The following is a 17,635-nucleotide window of genomic DNA, read 5'->3' as shown; positions in this document are numbered from 1 at the left end:
AATCGTACCTACTTAGAAGAGCGCTTTAGAGAAGCGACATCGTTCGCAATAAATCGAACGGTGTGGATCGCCATCAATGAGAAACAAAGCAACAACACGCCATTGATAACAAAATATGATACGCCCATGACTGGCGTTACCTTGTTAGATAACATGAGATATTGATAACTCAGAACTGCCATTAAGAGGTTCAGAGCCAGTAGGAAAACGGAAACACATAGCCTAAATGGGATTTTTGCTTTTTCTGGCAACATGGCAACCACCACGTCCACACCCATGTGAAGCTTGTGTTTGTAACAGGAGCTAATCCCTAAGTAGACAGCCCAAATGAAGCAAATAACCGACAACTCTTCGCTCCACGGGACAACAAAGCCAAATCCATAACGCAGGACGACGTTAACGATAACAACCAAAACGGTGATCGATATAGCGATAGAAGCGAGGATTTCTTCAATATTTTTCAATAAAAACAAAAGACTTCTCCAGCGAAATACCGAATACAACGTGGGTATTTCAGGAATAAAACGGCCTAAGAATAGTTAGGCCGTAATCATTAACTAATTAATTGACGTATGCAGGATTACTGTGCAGCTCGGATCGTTTCTAGCTCTTTCATGATCGTCGCGTGTATACCTTCACTCCAGCTTGGGAACTGGTTGTACACATCTGCCGTCAACTGGTTGAACTCTTCAGAATTCACTTCATTGAAGGTAACGCCTAGCTCTTCAAGTTTCTGAGTGTATTCAACATCCAATTTAACTAGCTCAGCAGTGTTAGATTCAGCGCCAGCCTCTAGCTCTTCGTTGATGATCTGTTGTTGCTCTGGCGTAAATTTGTCCCAAAGCGTTGGTGAAATGTAGATACCCACTGTGCCAAGGAAGTGCTTAGTCAAAGACATGTTCTTAGCCACTTCGTAGATCTTGGTTGAGTACATTGTCAGGATAGAACCTTCAAGACCGTCAACAACGCCTTGTTGAACACCTGCATAGGTCTCAGGGAATGGAAGAGAAGTTGGAGCTGCGCCCATTGCTGAAAGTGTGCTAATGAACAGCTGACTTTGTGGAACACGAATACGCATGCCTTTCATGTCATCAGAGTTAACGATCTCTTTATTGGTGATCATGTGGCGGAATCCAAACATGTAGTCTGCATTCAATACTTTGATGCCTTTCTCTTCCGCTTTAGTCTTAAGGCCAGCGACGAAATCAGTGTCCATCATCGCTAAGTATTCATTGTAGGTGTTGTACAGCATTGGACCTGCAAGTGCAGCAAAGTCAGGCACGTAATCACCTAGATAAGTCAAATCCTCTACGGCAATCCAGTTGGCACCGTTAACCACTTGTTCCAAGTTATCTTTGTAAACAGGCAATTGGCCACCAGGGAAAACTTTAATGTTTACCGAGCCGTCGGTTCTTTCTCTAATTTTGTCGGTCGCTTTGATAAGTTCTTGTGTTAACAACTCATTTTGAGTGAATACAAGGCTCATATTGATATTGTTCGGCTCGTCTTTAGCTTCAGAACCAGCCTTGTCAGCTTCACCACAACCAACAAGCAGCGTCGCCGCCATAATTACTGTACCCAATAGCTTTTTCATTTCTAATCACCTTTTCTTGGCTATCGTTTCTAAATATAGAGGGTGTTATTAAGTTTTCGTAGAGTATGTAAGTGAATTATTACATTCATATGAACATTAATCCTACCGATTTGAACATTGTGAGTATAAGGTCTCACTATTGTATAAACTCTGTACAACAGATTTAGGCTAGCTCTCATTTAAAGTAAGCAGATATGGCGGATAGATAATAAATCTGTAATAAAGTAGAGATACTGTTTCCTGAATTTTCAAATGAACATCGAGATTGAATTATGATCACAGGCCACCGCGGTGCCGCTTCTTTAGCACCAGAAAATACGTTAGTCAGTATTGAACAAGCAGCGAAAGCTGGTGCTAAATGGATTGAAATTGATACCCAGTTAAGCGCTGATGGCACCCCAATGGTTTTTCATGATAAGACGGTAAATCGTTGTACCAACGGAACGGGCAATATTGCAGACTTAGATTTAACTGCACTCAAGGCTCTAGATGCTGGCAGTTGGTTTGGTAGCGAGTTCGCGGGGACAACTATTCCTACGTTGAGCGAAGCGCTCGACAAGTGTCTAGAGCTCGATGTGACTTTGAACCTTGAGATCAAAATTTACGACGATAAGGCTATCCAACCTTTAGTTGAGAAAGTCGCGGCACTGATTGAACAAAAGCAGTTCCCTACTGAAAAGCTACTCATCTCAAGCTTCAAAAAGGAGGCACTAAGCCTTTGCCAGCAAATAATGCCAGAGGTTAAAAGAGGCTTTATCTGCGAGGTTTGGAATGATTTCAGCCTCGAGTCACTTAAATCACTCGACCTTTACAGCATTCATATTGACCACCGAATTCTTGACGAGAAAAAGGCCAAAGCAATCAAAGCTTCAGGCGCGGTTCTGAAAATATGGACACTGAACGATCCTCAATTGGCGGCTAAATATTTCAACCTTGGTGTCGATAACATCATCACCGACGTACCAAACCAATTTTAGTGAGCTTCTATGGAACTGAACCATCGTCAGAAAGAAATACTCGCAACGCTTAAGGCTAATCAAGATATACAGATCGACCACTTAGCCGAGCTTTTTTCTGTTACCACTCAAACCATTCGTCGTGATGTAAACCACCTGTGCGAGCAAGGCCTAGCACGAAGAGTGCACGGAGGCGTTAGCTTACCCACAACGCTCACCAACACGAGCTACCGATTCCGTGCTGGTGTTGAGTCAGAGACAAAGGACAGTATTGCGATGGCGGTTGCCGACGCGATACCTGAAGGTTCAACCGTCATGATGGGCATTGGTACGACCGTCACTCAAATTGCGCAGTATTTGTTGGCAAAGCCCGCGTTACGAGTGATCACCAATAACCTACAAGTGGCCCGTATCTTAGAAGCAAACGAGCAAATTGAAGTGTATTTGGCCGGTGGTTTGTTCAGACGAGAACACCAAGACATGGTGGGCAGTAGCGTGGTCCACTTCTTTTCCGATTTTGAAACTGACATTGGCATCTGTGGGTGTGGCTCAGTAACAGACAGTCATTTCGCTATGGAACATGAGCAAGTTGAGGCTGACCTATCCAAATCAATCATAAAGAACAGCCGTGAAAGCTGGCTTGTCGCGGATGCCAGTAAATGGGGACGCTTTGCCGCTCTAAAGGTAGCGTCACTGAATGACTTTGACCGCATATACACCAATAGCAGCCAATTACCTTCGGAGCTAAACATACACTTAGTAGAAGAGAATGCTCATACTTGAATACAACAAAGCCTAGCATCACAGCTAGGCTTTTTTTGCTTAAGACAATTGCTCTTAATTAGCGCTACAGACCAACAAAGAAACTGATCACTAGCGCATTAATCAAATCAACAAAGAAACCACACACTAATGGCACCACAATGAACGCTTGTGGGCTTGCGCCATAGCGGTGAGTTACTGCGGTCATGTTCACAATTGCTGTTGCGGTCGAGCCTAGAGTGATACCACCGAAGCCTGAACATATCACCACAGAATCGTAGTTTCTTCCCATCAAGTAATAAACGACAAACACAGTAAACCACAGGGAAAGCAAGATCTGGATACTCATGACAACAGAGATATAGCCAAACAGTCCATCGAGATCCCAGATACGCAACCCCATCAATGCCATGGTCAAGAACATGCCTAAACAAATATCAGAGATCATCGCTAAGCCTTTGCGGCCTTGAGCGATTTTCTCTTGTGTACGACGTTTCTTAAACAGTGCGCGACCAACGTTTCCAATTAGGATACCTGCGATTAAACAGCTAACGAATAACGGCAGTTTTAGGCCCATCGAGTCGATAACTTCACTCAAGCTGTAACCCAGCATTAGTGTTAAGTTAAGAATCAACCACGCCCACAGAACGCCGTAGTGGCTAAGCTCTGTTTTTGTTTCACTCTCTTGGAATGCACCAACCGTAACCTCTTCTTCATTAGAAGGGCTTACTTTGTGTTTATTGAGCAGGTAGTTCGCAATCGGACCACCAATCACACACGCTGCAATTAAACCAACCGTGTTTGAAGCGACACCAAGTTCGAGCGCGTTAGCAATACCAAACTCTTCCACAAACATTGGCGCCCAAGCTAACGTTGTGCCTACGCCGCCTATCAAGCTAACAGACCCAGATAGCAAGCCTGCTTTCGCATCCATTCCAAAGCCAGAAGCGACTGCCATTCCGACTACGTTTTGCAACACGATAAAAATGGCAGCAAGACACAGTAGGATGAACAACGGTCGCCCGCCTTTAATCAGTGTTTTAATATCCGCTTGGAGCCCGATGCCAGCAAAAAAGTAGAGAAGCAAAAAGTCTCTGACATCTAGGCTAAAAGTGATTTGGATTTCAAAAATATAGTAAAGCGCCGCTACGGTCGCTGCGCAGACAAAGCCACCAATCACAGGCTCTGGCAGTGAATACTTTCTTAATACTTCAGATCGCTCGATCAAACCTTTACCGATAAACAGTAATGAAATCGCGATCGTAAAAGAGAGCATTGGAGAAACTAGGGTTTCTGTCATGAGGTTATGGATTCCTAATAGTTAGATTATTCATAATATTGCGTACTATTAATAATCTAGGTTCACGCCAAAAAATCAAGCGATTATCTATGATAAAAACACCTAATATGGTTAATTCTGCGACGGTATTAATAGAGATTATAACTATAAAGCAATGATTAAAGGAACGGATATTAGGGAGGTATACAGATGAGGTGGGATATAGAGGCTCTAAAACGAGAAAACCCCAGCATTTCTGCTAGGGTTTTGAATAGTGGTGGAAGGATGGGGATTTGAACCCCAGATACGCTATAAACGTATACTCGCTTTCCAGGCGAGCGCCTTAAGCCACTCAGCCATCCTTCCACAAATTGTGTGTTGAGCATGTCACTCAACGAGGCGCTACTTTATTGATTCTGCTTGCTTTGGTCAAGGGGCATTCTCAAAAAAAGTGCCTTTTTCGGTTTGTTCGATTACAAATTAACTCATTAGATCAAAAACAAACCAAATTTCATTCTTTCGCTGCACTTACGCTTGTTGCTTTTCTTAAGCTTGTTGATAGTAGCCAGGAACTCGAAACCATTTACGACACATATCGAGGAAGTAGCCGTAAAGTACGCCCATACCGCACGAGATAACTGCATTACTGGTGACAGCCGTAACGATCTGGTCGCCTGAAGCACCCACTGCCAACAAAATACCCGCATACACTGGAGACTGGAATAACACGTATGCCATCAAATCAGACAAGTTTTTCATCAATGAGCTTTCTGAAAGTTTTGCACCATTGCGTAAGAACCAATCACGAAAAACGCCATAAGGCCAAGCGATAGCAATGTTTACAGGAATAGATAACGTTCGAGAAGCAAGAGATTGCTCAAACGTCATACCAGAAATAAACACTTCTACGATCATGCCAGAAATAAAACAGAAAACGACCATAGCAAATGTATCCGCAGCTGCGTTTCGAATACAAAATGGACCACGAGACTTCATTGACGACAAACCTAAAATATATCACTGCTTAATTAGTGATTTAGTAACATATAAACAAGGCACATTTGCACCTCACCAGATAATGTCGCTATTAAATCACAAGATTAGTAGTCATACACTCCAAATTAAAAATCAAGTTGTAAATTAACAACCAAAAACCACTTTAAAAGCAGTCACTTTCACCAAAAAATCCAACCAAGGTCAAATATTGGACAGTTCGTCATTTACTTACCGTAATTAAACAACATTTAAGCCATAGGTAGATTTACAGTAATGATATTAATGACATCTTGTGTAGGTGGTGATCCTAAAGCAACCTGCTCTAACGCTTTATCGACTTGTTCAGTAAGTTCCGCGTTGTTCATAGCTTCAACGTGGACACGTAGGCTCTCTAGTGCAAATTGAATCAGTTCTAGGTTGTTGTCTTCTAGCGCCACATACAACGTCACTAACAGCTCTTCAGTGTTATCTTTGTTGCGAAGATCAGGTTTAGGCAGTGACTCGCTTTTACTTTTCGAATCGTGTGGTTTTACGTCTTGGCTTTCGAGCTCATCCGCTTTTACTTCATGGTATTGATAAAGCTTATTTGAATAGCGGAACAAGGCATCATCCAGTTCACGCTCGTCAATCGGCTTAGCAATAATATAATCCACACCTGCCCCCAACATACGCTCACGAGTCTCTTTAAAGACATCAGCCGTACAACCAAACACCAATACCGATGACACATCGCCTATCAAAGCACGAATAGCAGTGGTTGATTCAACGCCATCCATCACAGGCATATGGTTATCCATGAGCACCAAATCAAAGCGCTCAGCAACCACGGCTTGTATCGCAAGTTCACCGTTTTCGACGCTCTTACAGGTAAAGCCTTTACTGCTCATGAAGGCTTCAATGATCACCGTGTTAGTTCGGTTGTCCTCGACGATCAGTACCTTTAAGCCAGAGTAGTCCAACTTCTTATGTGGCAAACTCTCGATTTCTCCTGGCTGACATGGCTGAATCTTCAAGCGAACATCAAAACTCGTGCCTATCCCTTCTTCACTGGTGACGGTAATACTGCCATCCATCAACTGGGCAATTTTCTTCACAATCGCGAGGCCAAGGCCAGTACCGCCAAAACACCTTGTGGTCGAAGACTCCGCTTGTTCAAACGGTTTAAAAATACGCTTCTGAGCTTCTTTAGAAATACCAATTCCGGTATCACGAACTCGAATGCTCAGATAGGTGTCACTCCCCTCTACAACTTCTTTCAGGTACACCTCAACAAAGCCTCTGGAGGTGAACTTCACCGCGTTGTTCAATAGATTAAACAAAATTTGGCGAAGGCGAGCTTTATCTGAGAAGTACCAACGACCCGAAGTCACCTCAGAGTACACTTTGAATTGAAGCCCTTTCTCGGAAGACAATGTGTAGTAAACACTGTTAATACTGCCGATGATCGAATCAAGCGGGAAACGCGTTTCATCAAGATCCAACCTGCCCTGCTCGATCTTCGAGAAGTCTAAGATCTCGTTGAGTAGAGTCATCATATGATCGCCCGACTCATACAAGCTCTTAAGATGCTTCTCTTGTTCAGAATTTAGAGGCGTTTTTAATAGGATTTGAGCGGTACCCAATACCCCATTCATCGGAGTGCGAATTTCATGTGACAAGGTCGCAAGGAAAGCGGTTTTTGCATTGGTGGATGCCTGAGCTTTAACCTTTTCCGCTTCGAGATAAATGGTCTTTTCGTTGAAGGTTTTAATCAAATGGCCGATTTCGTCATCACTCGGGTAATCCACATCAATGATTTCGCCGGCTTTCGAGCTATCAACCTGTGCTGCAATCCTTGTGATTGGACTAATCAAATAACGGTTCAATAAGTAATACCCCGCCATGACACAAAGTAGCAATAGCGGAACAATACCGCCTTCAATGCTCATCACCTGACGAAACACTTCGTCTTCTACTCGTGATTTGGAGTTCACCACATCCACTTGCCAGCCGAAATCACCAAATTGATTGCTACTGATGTAAATGCCTTCAACGAGATTAAAGTTATGCGAAACCAACACTTGGTTAAGCTTATCTCTGAGCGTAATGCCAAGGTTGTATTCTTCGGCGTGGTTCTTGATAAAACCAAGCAGCTCTTCGAGCGAGAGATCCACCGTGGCAACACCGGCAAAAGTACCGTCGTAATAATAAGGGGAAGACGCCGTAATCATTCGAACGTGTGTGTATGGATCGATATACACATCGCTCCAAGAGATCGTGCCTTGTTTTTGGTTGACGACAGAGGTGTACCAATACTCTTCTTGATAAGGGGCATTTTGGGGGTTGTTGTAAGAATATATCTGGTCGATTATTCCATCGTCGGCTTTATTAAAAAAGTAACTGTTGAGAAGCTTTTTAGAATCAAGCGCATAAGGTTCGGGCCAAATACCGGCACTGACAATCGTATCGTCGCTCGCCGCCAACATGGACTTAAAGAGCGGAATAACATCATCACCGTTACGATGCGCTTGAGCAAACCCAACGAGACTGTCTACGAAGCCTCGAGAACTACTGAGTGGCTCTGTAATCAATGCGGATAACAGTTGCGTACGCAAGTCGAGGTTTTGTTGTAATTTGGCGCGCACAGGGGATTCTACGACGTAATACGTCACACTACCGACAATGGCAATAAACATCGCAAGGTATAATCCAAGCGCTACCATGCTTTTTTTCTTTAAAGACGACCGTATCTGCATAATTCTTTTATTGTTTTCTTTTCTGTTAAACCTAGTGTTTATCATCCATGACATCAAGCCTTTTTAGATTGAAGCTTGATTGGCACAAGTTCATTGGTACTATAAGCGCAAATATGTTCCCTTTTACGGTACCTCACTTTGACTTTACAAGATATTCTTGCGCTTCCAGAGTTGGAAGGAAAGCTAATCACAGAACACAAAACAATGGGCTTTGTCACTGCAATGGCAGCGGCACCGAATGTGTTAACCCCGCATGAGTGGCTACCGTTCTTATGGGGTGGCGAAGAAGTCGCACCTTTTACGGATGGTGAACAGCTAGAAAGCTACATTGAAGTTATCATCGAGCTTTGGAATAAAACCCGCCCAGAACTGATTGAAGGGACTTGGGTTTGGCCTGAAGCTTGTCAATTAGACGACGAAGAAGTGGTGAACACTGCCGCTCGTGATTTTTGTGAAGGCTTGCTTCAAGGCTGGCAGATTGCTCGCGACGATTGGGAAACACTAATGCCTGAAGAGAGCGAAGATAACGCACTCGTTGGCGGTGTCCTGCTGTCACTGAGCATGCTTTACGATCCAGAAACGTCAATTGCTACGCTTGCAGAGCAAGGCATCGAAGGCCTAGAGCAGTTCGAAGAGATCTTTAACGCTGTTCCTGTGATGCTTTGCGGACTAACGCAGCGTGGCATTGCACTGGCTGAAGCTCAATAACAGTTAGCTTTATACAAGCCAAAAGGCCTCATTATGAGGCCTTTTTTAGTTTTCAGACGAAATAAAATAGTCGCTTTAGAAGCCTTTCCAATCGAAGTCATCAATTCGCTCATCAGCAATATAAAACAGCTTAGTGCCACTGCTGACCACTTGATCTAACTCTGGGTTGAGTTCAATACCGCTCCCCGTATCAATGGCGATCAGAGTTGCTTGATACTTCTCTTTAAACACTGAGAAAATAGGCGCGACGGTGACAGACTCAGCGTCTTCAGGGAAATACGTTGAATACTGTGTCATGCCTCTTGTTGAGCTCAATAATTCTTGGTGAAGCGCACTGGAACCTGGGTCTACCGCAGCCTTTGCTAGCATCTCAGCACCCACCGCTGGAATACATTCTGAGTTAGGGCAATGCTTGTGTAACAAATCGCTCAGCGCTTCATCTTTAAAGTAAACAAGAAGGTGCGCTTTAGGGTTTCGGTTGGCACAGTAAAGCGCCGCAGATAACGTAATGTCGTCTTCTGGGTTATCAATCAGGATGCAACTTGCAGACTCAATGCCCGTTTTCTCCATCTCTTTGCCATCGGTGTAGCTGTTTACTTTGACGAAATTGATTTCACCGGGTAACGGGTTCTCGATATCTGAACGCGTACATAGCACGATTGGTCGTTTACCCGTTTCTTCGTGTTGTAGCATGCGGATGAGATGAATGGTTCTTTGCTCATTCCACCCCAACATCAAAATGTGGTTGTCCACTCTAACTCTCCTTTTTCCTAGCAAGCCCGCTCGCCAATATTCAACACCTTCTGTCGCCACTTTACCGAGCAACGCGGCAAAAAGGCTCAACCCGCCTGGAATCACAAATAGAATAACGATCCACTGCCCCGCTACCGTGGTCGGTGATAAATCACCATAACCAACCGTAGAAGCCGTCACCACCAAGTAGTAAGCGAATACGGTAACCGAACTGGTTAAATCTGTTTCACCCGCCAAATACAGCATCGACCACGATAAAGCGATGTAGCCAAGAAAAGTGAACAGTAAGTTTTTGCCATTCAAAACAAAGATGTTTGCTTTGATCCAGCGTTTGAGTTGTAACCAGATTATCATTCGAGCCTCTAATCTTTTCCTCTTACTTACATGCTAGAAAAAATACGCGATATCAACAAGATGTATCATCAGAAAAAGATACATGACCACAAGATTGATATTGGCGGCCTATACGCAGATACAAAAAACCAGCACTATTGGCTGGTTTTTTTATTGGTTAGATAAAAGAACGACTTACGCGTTACCTTTTACCTGCACATTTAACTGCTCTGCAAAATCTAGCATGCGGTTCAATGGAATAAGAGACTTCACGCGTAATTCGTCAGAAACGAAGATTTCGTGTTGCTCACCACCATTCTCAAGCGCGTTTTCAATCGCTTCAAGGCCGTTCATTGCCATCCAAGGACAGTGTGCGCAGCTACGACACGTTGCACCAACACCCGCTGTCGGCGCTTCAATCAGCTCTTTTTCAGGAACCAATTGCTGCATCTTGAAGAAGATGCCTTTGTCTGTCGCAACAATCATCTGTGGATGAGGCAGCTCTTTTGCTTTCTTGATCAGTTGGCTTGTTGAGCCTACAGCGTCAGCCAGTTCAACCACGCTTGCTGGTGATTCTGGGTGAACCAAGATAGCCGCTTCTGGGTATACCGATTTCATTTTCTTCAAAGCATCAGCTGAGAACTCATCATGAACGATACACTCACCTTGCCAAAGCAACATGTCAGCGCCAGTTTGATTTGCAATGTAAGAACCTAGGTGACGGTCTGGCCCCCAAATAATGGGTTTGCCTTCAGCGTCTAGGCTTTCAACGATTTCTAAAGCGATGCTCGACGTAACTACCCAGTCTGCACGAGCTTTAACAGCTGCAGAGGTGTTCGCGTATACAACCACAGTGTGGTCAGGGTGAGCATCACAAAATTCTGTAAATTTGTCAGCTGGGCAGCCAAGATCAAGCGAACATTCAGCTTCAAGTGTTGGCATTAAAATGCGTTTTTCAGGAGTAAGAATCTTTGCAGACTCACCCATGAAACGAACACCAGCGATGATCAAAGTGCTTGCTGAGTGACGGTTACCGAACTTAGCCATCTCTAATGAATCGCCAACGAAACCACCAGTTTCTTCTGCCAGAGCCTGAATTTCAGGATCGGTGTAGTAGTGTGCAATTAGAACTGCATCTTTTTCTTGAAGTAGTTTTTTGATGTTTGCGATGTGGGCCTGTTTCTGAGCGTCGCTCAATGGAACTGGCTTAGGCGGAAACGGGTAAACTGTATCGATTTTATCTAGTATATGACTCATTGCTCTTGCTCTACGCAACTTCTTCCGAGAATCCGAGTATTCTACACAGGACAGCGATTGGGATCAAAAAGGATTGGTTGCAAGCGGTGACTAGCTAATGCTTAAAACGCATAAACAAGGCGATGTGTTGTCATCACTAGCAAGAGAAGTAAACACTAAACGGAAGTGAACAGGTATAAAAAAGAGGCGCCTAAGCACCCCTATTTTGGTTATAAGTGGGTTTTGGCCACTTTAGCCGAAGCACTGTTTGGGTGCTCGGTTACGACTTGTTGGTAATATTTCTTAGCTTGCGTCGCGTTGTTGTTGCGCGCTGCTATGTCACCAAGCTTAACCAGTGCATCTGCTCGCTTGTTTGAGTCTTTGTACGACACAACAGCAGCGAAGCTCTTCACGGCTTCTTTATCTTGCTTCTTAGCGAAATAAAGCTGACCTAACCAGTAATGTGAGTTAGGTGTGAAGGTAGAATCTGGGAAGTCTTTTTGAAACTTTTGGAATGCAGCGATAGCACCCGTGTAGTCTCGTTGCTTTAGAATCATATCTACAGCATTTTGATAAGCAGTTTGCTCATCCACATCAGTACTGAACGTACCAGAAGCGTCTTTAGAGCCTTCGCTCGCCGCCACTGCTACCGTTGCTGTTCCTGCTGCTTTCACCTCGCCTCTTACGCGATCCAGTTCAATGAACAGTTCACGCTGACGCTCTAGCATTTGCTTCATATCGTAGCTGTTTCGTTCCAGCTCACCACGAAGTTCACTGATCTCCAGTGCCATGCCGTCGATTTGCTGTTGCATTTGAAGCTGAACGAGATTGCGATTTTGAAGCAGGCGCTCTAAACGCTCAATATCTGATTCGTTAGATGCTGATCGAGAGGAAGATGATGAATTGGTTGCGGTGCTATTGAGATCGGATACTGGAGCTGGTGCAGCGAACGCGGTGTTCGCTGCACTTGCCAGTAACGAAAGCAAAATGACTCGCTTTGTGTTACTGAACATGAGGCAATTCCTCAATTATATAGTCTACTAAAATTAGTAAACTAGTACTGCGCGACGGTTTTTAGCGTACACATCTTCAGATTGACCTAGAAGAAGTGGCTTCTCTTCACCGTAGCTTACGATAGAGATTTGGTCAGCTTGAACACCTAGAGCTTGTAGGTATTTCGCTACAGCTTGTGCACGACGCTCGCCAAGTGCGATGTTGTACTCAGGAGTACCGCGCTCATCAGCGTGACCTTCGATAGTAACGTTCATGTCAACGTTCTTAACTAGGTATGCTGCGTGAGCTGCTAGCATTTCTTCGTAATCGCCAGCGATAGTAGAGTTATCGAATGCGAAGTAGATTGTTTGAGTTTCACGTAGCGCTTGCTCTTTAAGCTCTTGCTCAGACAGTTGACCGTTAGCGTCAATTGGCGTTACAACAGTTGTGTCTACATTGCCTTCTGAACCTGAAGTTGTTTGGTTGCTTTCAGTACCAGATGTTGCAGATGTTGCTTCATCAGTTGAGCTACATGCCGTTACTGCCATCACTGGTAGTGCAATCATCAAGCCTTTAAGAACTTTGTTAAGTTGCATCTTTTTTTCCTTACGTTATCAAACTTAGTTTCTACAGCGACTAAGAGTGCTATAGATAGTTAAATGCCACAATAGTTAACACTATCAATAGCTAAAAGAATATGTAATTTTCCCTAGAGGAACGGTGACCATGCAGGCGCTCTTACGCGTCCGTTAGTTGCCGGTAATCTAGCTTTAAAACGTCCATCGATAGAAACCATCGATAGTACATTTGTTTTGTTGTAAATAGAGCTATAGATAACCATACCTCCATTCGGTGCAATACTTGGAGACTCATCTAACAATGTTTTTGTTAGTACCTGAACCGCACCGGTTTCCAAATCTTGCTTAGCCAAGTTAAAACCTGAGTTGCTGCGATTCACCATGATCATGAATCGACCATCAGGAGTGATCTGGCCACCTAAGTTTTGGCTACCTTGCCAAGTAATACGAGAAGTCGAATTATTGGACAAATTTACATTATAAATCTGTGGTTTACCACCACGATCCGATGTGAAAATAAGAGACTTGCCATCTGGGTGCCAGAATGGTTCAGTATTATTCGAACGGCCGCGGGTAATTTGAGTCAGCTTACGGCTAGCAAGGTCAAGTGTGTACACCTGAAGGCTGCCCGTTTTCGACAATACCAATGCCAATGTTTTACCATCTGGCGAGAATCTTGGCGCACCATTGTGACGAGGGTATGACGTCACTTTCTCACGTTCACCCGTGTAAATATTCATGATGAATATTTCAGCTTGGCCATTCTGGAAGCTCACATAAGCTAGCTTTTTGCCGTCTGGTGACCATGCTGGAGACATGAGAGGCTGCTTAGAACGAAGTACTAAACGCTCGTTAAAGCCATCGTAGTCAGCAACACGAAGTTGATACGGGTACTTGTCTTTATCGTTCACTACCACGTAAGAGATACGAGTTAAGAACGCGCCTTTCTCACCAGTTAGCTCTTCATACACTAGGTCTGAGATACGGTGTGCGTACTCTCTCAAGCGATTACCAGGAACCGTAGCCTTCTTATTGAATAGAACGTGATCTTTAGAAAGCACTAATTGGCCTTCATCACTCAGCGCACGACTTTGTCCTTTGGTCAGTTGACCACGAACAATGTCGATCAATTGGTAATTCACCACATACTGCCCTTCGGCATTTTTAGTGATACTACCGGTAAGCAATGAGTCAACACCTAGGTTAGTCCAAGCATCAAAGTTAACCTCAGTTTCGCTGTAAGGCGTTTGAGGCATTTTGCTTGTCGCAACTGGGCTGAATTTACCACTGCGCTGTAAGTCAGAAGCGATAACCGCTGATACATCGTGTGGCAATGGCTCTGAGCCTTCCCAACGGAAAGGTACAATAGCGATAGGTCTTGCAGAGTTAATACCGTCTGTAATAACCAGCTCCAGCGCTGCATGTGCAAACTGGCTGCTTGTAGCTATTAAGAAAACAAAACTCAGTAATAGTTTCTTTAACACAAGTTCGTCCTTTTACTCTGGTGATACAGTTAAGTTAATGTCTTTCAGTGAGTTCACAATGTCTGGGTCTTTAGGCAACGGGTAAGATTGTACTTGTGCCACCGCACGCTTGGTTGCTGCACATAAACGGCTATCGCCATCTAAGATACTCAAACTACCCAATATCGCGTTAGAGCCCGTTGGAATCAGCTTAAGGTTCACTCGACATGAGCGTCCTCGATAGCTGTCTTCTAACAACAGGTTCTGTTGAATCAGTTGGGTATAGATAGCCCCGTAACGTTGCGCTTCATCAGTGATAAATTGTTGTCTTGCTGAAGAGTTTTGAGTCGCTTCCGTTTCAAGCCCAGCAAAGATATCGTTCAATGCGGCTTCTTGTTGTTTACGCTCTTTTTCTGCTTTTGCTGCAGCTTCTTTTGCCTTACGGGCTTTCTCTGCTGCGGCTGCCGCTTCTTTCTCTTTCGCTATGCGTTGCTTTTCCGCGAGTTCAGCGGCTTCTTTCTCTTTACGAGCTTTGTCTGCTGCCTCTTTCGCTGCTTTTTCTTTTGCCACGCGTTCTTGTTCAGCTTTTGCGATTGCCGCTTCTTTGGCTTTACGCTCGTTCTCGGCTTTCACTAACGCAGCTTCTTTTAGCTTACGGTCAGCTTCGGCTTTAGCGGCTTTCTTTTGCTCTTGCTGTAAACGCGCTTCTTCAGCTTTGCGTTGTTTCTCTTTCTCAACTCGACGCTTTTCAGCTTCACGAGTTGCTTTAGCTTCTTTCGCTTGCTGTTCTTTTAGCTTGCGAATATTTTCTTCTTCAGCTTTACGATTCTTTTCAAGTCGTTCGCTTTCACGTCTTAGTTTGTCAAGACGCTCTTGCTCTTTCTTGCTTGCCGCTTCTCTTTGTTGACGAATCTGTTGAGCTTGCTGGCGAACCAACTGAGGATCAATCACCACTGCTTGAACCATCTGCCCTGTAGGCTTTGGCTCTGACATCGTGAAATCCGCCCCCCAAATGAGCGCAACGAATAAAATGACGTGCAGCCCAAGAGAAATAAGAAGCGGTGATCTGAAATTATTGGATTTTTTATTATTCGCTTTCATGAATGCTACGGAGCTATTCCCTTATATCCGTTAAAAGGCCAACCTTTGGCACACCTGCACGGCTTAATTCATCAAGTAATAAAACCACTTCAGCGTATGGCGTTGCGGCATCACCGCCAACCGCCACTGGAGAATTCGGCTTCAAAGACAACTCAGCTTTTACTCGGACGATAATATCTTCCATGGATAAGCCACGTTGTACTTCTTCGTCATTCACGCTCAAACCAAGCTCACCGTCTTTGTTCACTTCAACGATAATAAAGCTCGCGTTGTCGTCACCCAGTAGGTCTTGTGCCGATTTAGCCGTTGAAGCCTGAGGCAATTCAACGTCGACACCTTGAGTAACAAACGGCGAAGTCACCATAAAAATGATCAGCAAAACAAGCATAACGTCGATGTAAGGTACAACGTTAATCTCTGCTGTCATTTTGCGTTTTTTAGGTTGGTATCCAGCCATCTATTATTCCCTGCCAGCCATCGCTTGACGGTGAAGAATACTGTGAAACTCTTCAGAGAAAGTCGCGTAGTTGTGTTCTAGCTTGCCTACTCGGCTGCTGAAGCGGTTGTACGCCATTACCGCTGGAATCGCAGCGAATAGACCCATTGCTGTTGCGATCAGTGCTTCTGCAATACCAGGAGCAACCATTGCGAGCGTCGCTTGCTTCACTTCACCTAATGCGATGAATGAGTGCATGATGCCCCAAACCGTACCAAATAGGCCGATGTATGGGCTGATAGAGCCAACGGTCGCCAAGAAAGGTAAGTTAGTTTCTAGTTCATCAATCTCACGAGCAACGGCAACGCGCATCGCACGGCCAGTGCCTTCCATAATGAAGTCAGGTGATGTTGCATTCGATTTACGAAGGCGAGCGAACTCAGTAAAGCCTGCGTAGAAAATTTCTTCAGTACCAGAAAGCTCGTCTTTGCGTTTGTTGCTCTCTTGGTACAGTTTTGCAAGATCAACGCCTGACCAAAATTTGTCTTCAAACACTTCTGTTTGTTTAGAAGCTTGAGATAACACTTTACTTCTTTTTATGATCATCGCCCAAGAAACAACAGACATGCCCATAAGAGTCAGCATGACCATCTTAACTAGTAAACTAGCTTCTAAAATTAGGCCTAAGATTGAGATTTCAGCAGTCACTATTCGTTAGCTCCGTGAGAATAAATGTTGGCATTGCTTTGGGTTTCATTTTTTGATTATCGATACATGCTACCTTAACCATTGCTTTACACAATGCCTTGCCATCAGGATTTACGATCTCTTGACAGAAGACCAAGGTAGCTCGTTTCAACTCGTAAATATTTGTAATGACTTGTAAAGAATCATCAAGACGCGCGCCTTGAATAAAATCAATGTCCATATGTCGGACTACAAAACCGATGTTTTGTTCTAACAATACTTGCTGAGAAACGCCAATTGAGCGCAACATCTCAGTTCGAGCGCGTTCGAAAAACTTAAGATAGTTTGAATGGTATACAACGCCACCCGCATCGGTGTCTTCGTAATACACAGTCACTGGCCACGTAAATAGCTTAGATAATCCCTGCAATTTGCTACCACAATCCAAAACGATAAAGATCTCACTATAACCTAACTCCTTATCATTAATAGTATATCGCTGTGAATTTTTTGATTTGAGAGACGAAAAAAAAGGCCATCTGTATAAGATGACCTCTTTTTGGCTAAAAACCCAACAAGTATAAAGGCTCACGTTGTTATGAACCTAAATCCTTTGCCTTTTATAGAAGGCGCAGCGTCGTTAGGTAGAGCAAAATTGTGAGTGAAACATATGGGCTAAACAGTAGCTGCCACATCCAAGCTCTTGGCTTAAATCCGATACCGTAAACCATGCTTGAGCATACTGCCCAAATGAACATTGGCCCGATGATCGCGTTAAAGCCACCGATGCTTGTCGCATACGCTTCAGGATCCCACATCACTAAACCCACATGCATGAAACCCAATACTAGGGATAAGGCTCTAAGCAGAGTCTTATCCATTGGTTGATGCAGCTTAGCGATTTGCTCTGCGAGATTACTCACTGTCTTTGTCCATCATTTCTGAATGCTCTAGCCATAGAGCATTGATGATGCCGAATGCACATGCTAGAAGTACACCCAAAATCCATGCGAAATACCACATAA

The 17,635-nt window shown here is 44.1% G+C and carries 19 protein-coding genes and 1 tRNA gene; 3 read left to right on the top strand and 17 right to left on the bottom strand.

Annotation, left to right across the window (positions count from 1 at the left end):
- Nucleotides 1-8: 8 nt before the first annotated feature.
- The gene (locus AB4323_RS14670) at nucleotides 9-473 is read right to left on the bottom strand and encodes a TRAP transporter small permease (protein WP_017062049.1); all 465 of its coding nucleotides are present in this window, start codon (nucleotides 471-473) and stop codon (nucleotides 9-11) included.
- Between the two features lie 107 nt (nucleotides 474-580).
- Nucleotides 581-1,594 carry a C4-dicarboxylate TRAP transporter substrate-binding protein gene (locus AB4323_RS14665; protein WP_372152787.1) on the bottom strand — a complete coding sequence of 338 codons (1,014 nt, stop codon included), beginning with the start codon at nucleotides 1,592-1,594 and terminating at the stop codon, nucleotides 581-583.
- A gap of 272 nt (nucleotides 1,595-1,866) precedes the next feature.
- Here AB4323_RS14665 and AB4323_RS14660 point away from each other — a divergent pair, with 272 nt between their 5' ends.
- Nucleotides 1,867-2,571, top strand: coding sequence for a glycerophosphoryl diester phosphodiesterase (locus AB4323_RS14660; protein ID WP_372146067.1), 705 nt, complete (start codon nucleotides 1,867-1,869; stop codon nucleotides 2,569-2,571).
- 9 nt (nucleotides 2,572-2,580) lie between these two features.
- Nucleotides 2,581-3,333 (top strand): DeoR/GlpR family DNA-binding transcription regulator, encoded by a 753-nt coding sequence (locus tag AB4323_RS14655; RefSeq protein WP_372152786.1) that lies wholly within the window; start codon nucleotides 2,581-2,583, stop codon nucleotides 3,331-3,333.
- 64 nt (nucleotides 3,334-3,397) lie between these two features.
- Here the strand turns inward: AB4323_RS14655 and gltS are convergent, their stop codons facing one another.
- From gltS to AB4323_RS14635, 4 genes are all read right to left on the bottom strand, one after another.
- Complete coding sequence (gltS, locus tag AB4323_RS14650; protein WP_372152784.1) at nucleotides 3,398-4,612, bottom strand: sodium/glutamate symporter; 1,215 nt, start codon at nucleotides 4,610-4,612, stop codon at nucleotides 3,398-3,400.
- 254 nt (nucleotides 4,613-4,866) lie between these two features.
- A tRNA-Ser gene (locus AB4323_RS14645) sits at nucleotides 4,867-4,957 on the bottom strand.
- Between the two features lie 180 nt (nucleotides 4,958-5,137).
- Nucleotides 5,138-5,587: an L-alanine exporter AlaE gene (locus AB4323_RS14640; RefSeq protein WP_017062062.1), complete on the bottom strand. Its 450-nt coding sequence runs from the start codon at nucleotides 5,585-5,587 to the stop codon at nucleotides 5,138-5,140.
- Between the two features lie 248 nt (nucleotides 5,588-5,835).
- The gene (locus tag AB4323_RS14635; protein WP_372152782.1) at nucleotides 5,836-8,289 is read right to left on the bottom strand and encodes an ATP-binding protein; all 2,454 of its coding nucleotides are present in this window, start codon (nucleotides 8,287-8,289) and stop codon (nucleotides 5,836-5,838) included.
- 171 nt (nucleotides 8,290-8,460) lie between these two features.
- Between AB4323_RS14635 and AB4323_RS14630 the strand changes: the two genes are divergently transcribed.
- A complete protein-coding gene (locus tag AB4323_RS14630) occupies nucleotides 8,461-9,030 on the top strand; it encodes a UPF0149 family protein (RefSeq protein ID WP_017062064.1) in 570 nt (189 codons plus the stop codon).
- Nucleotides 9,031-9,105: 75 nt separating this feature from the next.
- Here AB4323_RS14630 and AB4323_RS14625 read toward each other — a convergent pair whose 3' ends face one another.
- From AB4323_RS14625 to cydX, 11 genes are all read right to left on the bottom strand, one after another.
- The gene (locus tag AB4323_RS14625) at nucleotides 9,106-10,137 is read right to left on the bottom strand and encodes a potassium channel family protein (protein WP_017063519.1); all 1,032 of its coding nucleotides are present in this window, start codon (nucleotides 10,135-10,137) and stop codon (nucleotides 9,106-9,108) included.
- 174 nt (nucleotides 10,138-10,311) lie between these two features.
- Nucleotides 10,312-11,373: a quinolinate synthase NadA gene (nadA, locus tag AB4323_RS14620; RefSeq protein WP_136973580.1), complete on the bottom strand. Its 1,062-nt coding sequence runs from the start codon at nucleotides 11,371-11,373 to the stop codon at nucleotides 10,312-10,314.
- A 209-nt stretch (nucleotides 11,374-11,582) separates the two neighbouring features.
- Nucleotides 11,583-12,365 (bottom strand): tol-pal system protein YbgF, encoded by a 783-nt coding sequence (gene ybgF / locus AB4323_RS14615; RefSeq protein WP_372152781.1) that lies wholly within the window; start codon nucleotides 12,363-12,365, stop codon nucleotides 11,583-11,585.
- A 33-nt stretch (nucleotides 12,366-12,398) separates the two neighbouring features.
- Nucleotides 12,399-12,941, bottom strand: coding sequence for a peptidoglycan-associated lipoprotein Pal (pal, locus tag AB4323_RS14610; protein WP_017062069.1), 543 nt, complete (start codon nucleotides 12,939-12,941; stop codon nucleotides 12,399-12,401).
- A 113-nt stretch (nucleotides 12,942-13,054) separates the two neighbouring features.
- Entirely contained in the window at nucleotides 13,055-14,407 is a 1,353-nt protein-coding gene (gene tolB, locus AB4323_RS14605; RefSeq protein WP_017062070.1) for a Tol-Pal system beta propeller repeat protein TolB, read from the bottom strand.
- A gap of 12 nt (nucleotides 14,408-14,419) precedes the next feature.
- Complete coding sequence (gene tolA, locus AB4323_RS14600) at nucleotides 14,420-15,487, bottom strand: cell envelope integrity protein TolA (protein WP_017062071.1); 1,068 nt, start codon at nucleotides 15,485-15,487, stop codon at nucleotides 14,420-14,422.
- 13 nt (nucleotides 15,488-15,500) lie between these two features.
- Nucleotides 15,501-15,944: a protein TolR gene (gene tolR, locus AB4323_RS14595; RefSeq protein ID WP_017062072.1), complete on the bottom strand. Its 444-nt coding sequence runs from the start codon at nucleotides 15,942-15,944 to the stop codon at nucleotides 15,501-15,503.
- A 3-nt stretch (nucleotides 15,945-15,947) separates the two neighbouring features.
- Nucleotides 15,948-16,631, bottom strand: coding sequence for a protein TolQ (gene tolQ, locus AB4323_RS14590; RefSeq protein WP_017063515.1), 684 nt, complete (start codon nucleotides 16,629-16,631; stop codon nucleotides 15,948-15,950).
- Nucleotides 16,621-17,058, bottom strand: a complete 438-nt coding sequence (ybgC, locus tag AB4323_RS14585; protein ID WP_017062074.1) for a tol-pal system-associated acyl-CoA thioesterase — start codon at nucleotides 17,056-17,058, stop codon at nucleotides 16,621-16,623. Before ybgC ends, tolQ begins: the two co-directional genes overlap by 11 nt.
- Before the next feature lie 172 nt (nucleotides 17,059-17,230).
- Nucleotides 17,231-17,533: a cyd operon protein YbgE gene (ybgE, locus tag AB4323_RS14580; protein ID WP_017067532.1), complete on the bottom strand. Its 303-nt coding sequence runs from the start codon at nucleotides 17,531-17,533 to the stop codon at nucleotides 17,231-17,233.
- Complete coding sequence (cydX, locus tag AB4323_RS14575; RefSeq protein WP_000270284.1) at nucleotides 17,526-17,633, bottom strand: cytochrome bd-I oxidase subunit CydX; 108 nt, start codon at nucleotides 17,631-17,633, stop codon at nucleotides 17,526-17,528. The genes ybgE and cydX overlap by 8 nt, the downstream gene beginning before the upstream one ends.
- Between the last annotated feature and the right edge of the window lie 2 nt (nucleotides 17,634-17,635).

This window comes from Vibrio sp. 10N.261.52.C11, assembly GCF_041471405.1.
GTDB classification, from domain to species: domain Bacteria; phylum Pseudomonadota; class Gammaproteobacteria; order Enterobacterales; family Vibrionaceae; genus Vibrio; species Vibrio crassostreae_C.
The sequence above is the reverse complement of the archived record's forward strand: the minus strand, read 5'-3'. Positions and strand labels throughout refer to the sequence as shown.